Source organism: Mesorhizobium sp. P2_D6, assembly GCF_056404315.1.
Map to the genome: position 1 here is coordinate 1 of NZ_JBFUEG010000056.1, position 4,645 is coordinate 4,645.

Annotated in this window: 2 protein-coding genes and 2 pseudogenes; 1 reads left to right on the forward strand and 3 read right to left on the reverse strand. The window is 57.6% G+C overall.

The window, feature by feature from the left end; all coding sequences use genetic code 11:
- Positions 1 to 850: 850 nt before the first annotated feature.
- Positions 851 to 3,058 (reverse strand): acetate--CoA ligase family protein, encoded by a 2,208-nt coding sequence (locus AC1D1L_RS33385; RefSeq protein ID WP_477345755.1) that lies wholly within the window; start codon positions 3,056 to 3,058, stop codon positions 851 to 853.
- A gap of 2 nt (positions 3,059 to 3,060) precedes the next feature.
- The gene (locus tag AC1D1L_RS33390) at positions 3,061 to 3,834 is read right to left on the reverse strand and encodes an enoyl-CoA hydratase/isomerase family protein (protein ID WP_477345757.1); all 774 of its coding nucleotides are present in this window, start codon (positions 3,832 to 3,834) and stop codon (positions 3,061 to 3,063) included.
- A 155-nt stretch (positions 3,835 to 3,989) separates the two neighbouring features.
- Here AC1D1L_RS33390 and AC1D1L_RS33395 point away from each other — a divergent pair.
- Positions 3,990 to 4,127, forward strand: a pseudogene (locus AC1D1L_RS33395) (helix-turn-helix domain-containing protein); the annotation flags it as partial.
- A gap of 289 nt (positions 4,128 to 4,416) precedes the next feature.
- Here the strand turns inward: AC1D1L_RS33395 and AC1D1L_RS33400 are convergent.
- A pseudogene (locus AC1D1L_RS33400) lies at positions 4,417 to 4,645 on the reverse strand (ISAs1 family transposase); the annotation flags it as partial.

Consider the following 4,645-nt stretch of genomic DNA (forward strand, 5'->3'; position numbering starts at 1 on the left):
TGATCCATGTTGATGATCCATGTTGAGGATCTGGTCGAGCCGGGATCGCAACAGGTCGGTCTGTCCGCTTTCGCGCCGTTCCTTCGGCCGCATCGCACGCTCCCCTCGCAGCTTCGCCACAACAGTCGAATCACGCGTACGGGCACGCTTCAATTTGCCGGAAATCGCCGCTCGAAGCCACGATTTCCGGCAAAATCAAACGCAAAACTGGAGCAGAATCCTAAATTGAATCAAAGCCTTCCGAGTTCTTCACGGACGACTATTTGATGCCCCTCCTGATGAGGCTGAATGATTCTCACGTCGATGAGACGTGGTTGCGGAGATCACTGACCGCATTGATCACGGAAGGGGAGTTTTGGAACAGGTAAGGCTCCGGTCGGTTGACGGTCGATCAGGAGGCACTTTTGCCTGATCTGCGCATAGATCCAATTGACGGGGATGCTTAGCCGTGCGGCCAGTTTGTGTGGCGCTGAGTGAAGTGGAATCGTGGGTCCATCGGTTGCGCTGCGTCGTCATCTTGATTCCGGCGCCAAGCTGGTCCGCTGCACGGTAATTGGCAAGACCTTGTCCGCGCAATTGGGCGAGTGATGCCCCTGGTTCTGCAAGGCTCAACTTGATTTCACCGCGCCGATGGGGATAAGAGTCTCGACAGATTCGCCGATATCGATGGACGACACTTGATGGAAGAGTATTCCGCTCCCAGAAAAATAGGTGCCGCCGTGCTGCGCCGTGCCGAGTTGAAAATCAGTCCGATAATGGGACGGGGCCAGCGCCGCCGTCGTGAATGTCACTGACACACAAAGGCCAACACGATCTGTGCTTTGACCAAATTGAACACGTACCACTCCGCTTAAGACTGCGCATAGTTCCCGACGAGTCTCACATCGACGGGATAGATGCCGTCATCGTTGGCGATGATCGGGTTGAAGTCGAGTTCTGAAAGATTTTCCATACTCAAGATTGCGACGGACACGGATGAGATAAAGTCCGCGAGGGATTGCTTGTCGACTCTCGGATAGTTCCTGAAGCCGTCGAGGATCTTCGCAACGCGGGTCTCGTTGATCATGTCCAAAGCTTCCGCGGGAGAGAAAGGTGCCGCGCGAAAGGTCACGTCCTTCATCGCTTCAACCATCACGCCGCCGGAGCCGAACAAGACTACGCGGCCGAACACCGGATCTGTGGTCGCACCGACGAAAAGCTCGACACCGCTATTCACCATTGGCGTGACGATGAAGCCGAAGAGCGTCCCCGGGGGAGCGTGGGATGCTGTAGCCTTCGCGATGCTGTCCACAGCGCTGCGCGCCGCCTCTTGCGTCACACCGAGGCGCACGCCGCCGACATCGGATTTGTGCACGACAACAGCGGAATCGAGCTTCACCGCACAGGCGCTGGCGAAGTTCGAGATGGCTGACTCCACGGAATCGACATCGCTTGCAGCCGACCATTCGCCAGTGTCCACGCCCAGTTTCTGCAACATCCCGCGAGCTGTCGTCTCTGCCGACAGTCCGCTGGGAACGACAACGAGCGGTGCGTCCGGTGCCAGTCTTTCGTTATGGCTACCCGGTTTAGAAAGCCAATTCGCCCGTTCAAACAGCGCCTTGGAACCGGTCGCGGCCCAATCTATCGAGGGAAAAACCTGGATGCCGCCTTTTCGCAAGGTGCCGTGATTCTCCGGCTTACGATCGGCATAGCAACTGTGGAAGACCATCGGCAGGCCGGTGGCCTTCCGTAGCGCCACGATGCGCTCGGCCGCCAAATTCTCGGCTTTCAACAAAGACGCGTCGAACCTAATATGATACGCTCCAAATAACCCATTTGTCAGGACAATCCCTACCTGCGGATCTGACGCCAGAATCCCGAGGCATTCGGGGAAAACGTCAGGGTAGGCATCCGCGGCGCTTGCGACGTCAATCGGATTCTCGACAATGGCCTCCTCGCCTAGGATGCTTCTCAGCTTGGCCTTGGTTTCGTCCGAGAGGCATGCAAGCTTCACCCCCGCCCGTGATAGCGCATCAACCGCGAGTGTTGCATGACCACCACCGTCGGTCAGAACCGCGATCCCGGTTTCTGGTCTGGGCAGTGGGCTGGTTGCGAGAAGCGCAGCAACCGGCAACAACTCATCCGAGCGATCAACTAGGGTCACGCCCATTTGGGCTAACACCTTCAGGGCGATATCGTCGGCGCCGGCGATCGAACCTGTATGGGAAAGCGCCGCCTTCCGGCCCTCGATACATCGTCCGCCGCGCAGCATCACAATCGGGCAGCTTTGCCCCACTCGTGCCGCCGCGTCGAGGAATCCCCGGCCGTCAAGAAAACCCTCATTGTAAATCGCAATCGACCGAGTGCTCTCGCGCAGGCAAAGCTCCTCAATCAACTCGCCATATCCGACATCAGTCTGGTTACCGAGTCCCGCGATGACATCGAAGCCGGGGCCATTGATCGAGCGGCTGTCTTCGACGACCGAAAGGATCATGTTACCGCTTTGGGTTAGAAGACTGACTGGCCCGCTTGGCGGCAATTCCGGCAGACCAATGAGGTCCGCCTGCACAGTGCAGTTCAGCATTCCCGATGTGTTAGGTCCAATAATGCGTACACCGCTTTTTCCTAATGCATCTCGCAATCTTTGTTCCGCGGCAGATCCCTTGTCTCCTCGCTCGCGGAATCCGTGCGCCAGAACCACAGCTCCTGCGATGCCCTTTTTACCACACTGGATAAGGATATCGGGCACTTCCTCCGCCGGCCGAACGATCACCGCAATATCCACGGCGTCCGGAAGGGCATCGATGTCACTAAAGACTGGTAAGTCGAGGATCCTCCCTCCCCTCGGGTTTACGGGTAAAATAGGATAGTTGTATCCCGCTTTTTTAAGAGCCTTGATGATCTGATAGCCGCGCTTATCAGGATTGGCCGATGCGCCGATGATCGCGACGGAATGCGGCTCCAGTAAGCGGCTCAAGGCTGTTGCCTCGTTGCGGCGGCGTGTGGGAGCCGATAAATCCGGCTCGCCGTAGCCGAGTATGCTCAAGGCCGTTGCTTCGTTGTGGTGCTCCATGGTCATTTCTACCTTCCTTCGAAACGGGGCGAGCGGCGTTCCGCGAAGGCGGCGACGCCTTCTGCCCAATCGCTGCTTTCCATGATCGCTAGCAGGTCTTCGGCCTCGGTCCGAAAAACGTTGTCGGGGCTTTGTGGTAAATTGATCGCCGCCTTGAGACGAGCCATTGGTAATGGTGCGTTCCTGACGATCCGCTCCACTAGCGCCGCCGTGCGCTCCTTCAACTGATGCGCAGGCGGAGCCTCGGTTGCCAGGCCAATCTCCAGGCATCTCGCGCCGGTTATCCTATCGCCCAGCAGCAAAAGTTTAGCGGCATTCCTCAAACCGATGAGCCTGGGAAGGCGGAGCGTCACACCTCCCCCCACATAGGTTCCAATAGCAATTTCGGGAAATCCGAGTTGGGCGTCCTCCGATATGATAAGAAAATCAGCCGAGGTCGCGATTTCCGCTCCGCCGCCTAGAGCATAGCCGTGCACCTCGGCAACCACGGGCGTCTTCATCATCTGAATCCGCTCGCACACGCTCTGCCCGAGCATAATATACGCCTCGCGCTCATTGCGCGTCCGTTCGCCGGATTTGTGGGCCTTCAAATCAGCACCGGCACAGAAAGCCCCTCCGTTTCCGGACAAGATCACGCACCGGACCCTAGGGTCGTCGTCTGCATAATTCAGGGCGTCCAACGTCTGTTGATAGAGGCCTTCATTGACCGCATTCATCCGTTCGGGTCGGTTGAAGATAATGTGAAACGCTTGGTCTTCTTGCTTCGTAATGACCTCGTTCATGGACAATCTCTCAAGACGCTCATCCCGATACATTCGTCTCAAAACTATTGCGCGTCCAACATGTTTTGAGTATAGATCAATCGCGAATGAGCAATAATATCACTCTCAGGCATTTGCGGGCGTTCGTCGCGATCGCGTAGCGCGGCGGATATACCGCTGCGGCACGCTTCCTGAACATCGCGCAATCGGCTTTAAGCCGAACGATCGTCGAGGTTGAGGAGGAACTGGACACCCGACTGTTCGAGCGCACTACAAGGCGGTCGTCCCTACACCATCCGGCGAACAGCTATTGATGAACGCGCGGCGTGTTCTTGAGGAATTTGCCAAAATCGACGTGTCCGTTGGACACATAGCGAACAACCTCCTCCGCGAAACCATCCTTTACCGATTTTCTAACGTTGGGCCTGGCTTTCCGGAATTCGGAAATGCCGTCGGAAGCATGATGGACGCGACCGACGAAAGTGCCGCTAGGTGTCTGGTCCCAGAGTGTGGGGGAATCAGTCAAGCTGCCCCTTCATTCAGGGATCAGCTATGGGACAGATACTCCACGGCAGCGCCACACCACGCACGCCATCCGACCAGCCAGTGGCCGCGCACGGCATGAGCGGCCCATTCGGCGGTCAGCTCGGCGGAGGCCGATAAAGTATCGCGTGTCGAAGCGGCTTTTGTCCTTCAGTCCAGCGCGCGATCTGACGCGCACGATGGTTGTGGCGTCTGGCAGGCGCAGTTCACCGGGAAAGCGGCGCTGGCCTTCGAGCCAGCCGGCCTCGCGACTGACGGTGACGGTGCGTTCCTCGATGCGGCCATGGGC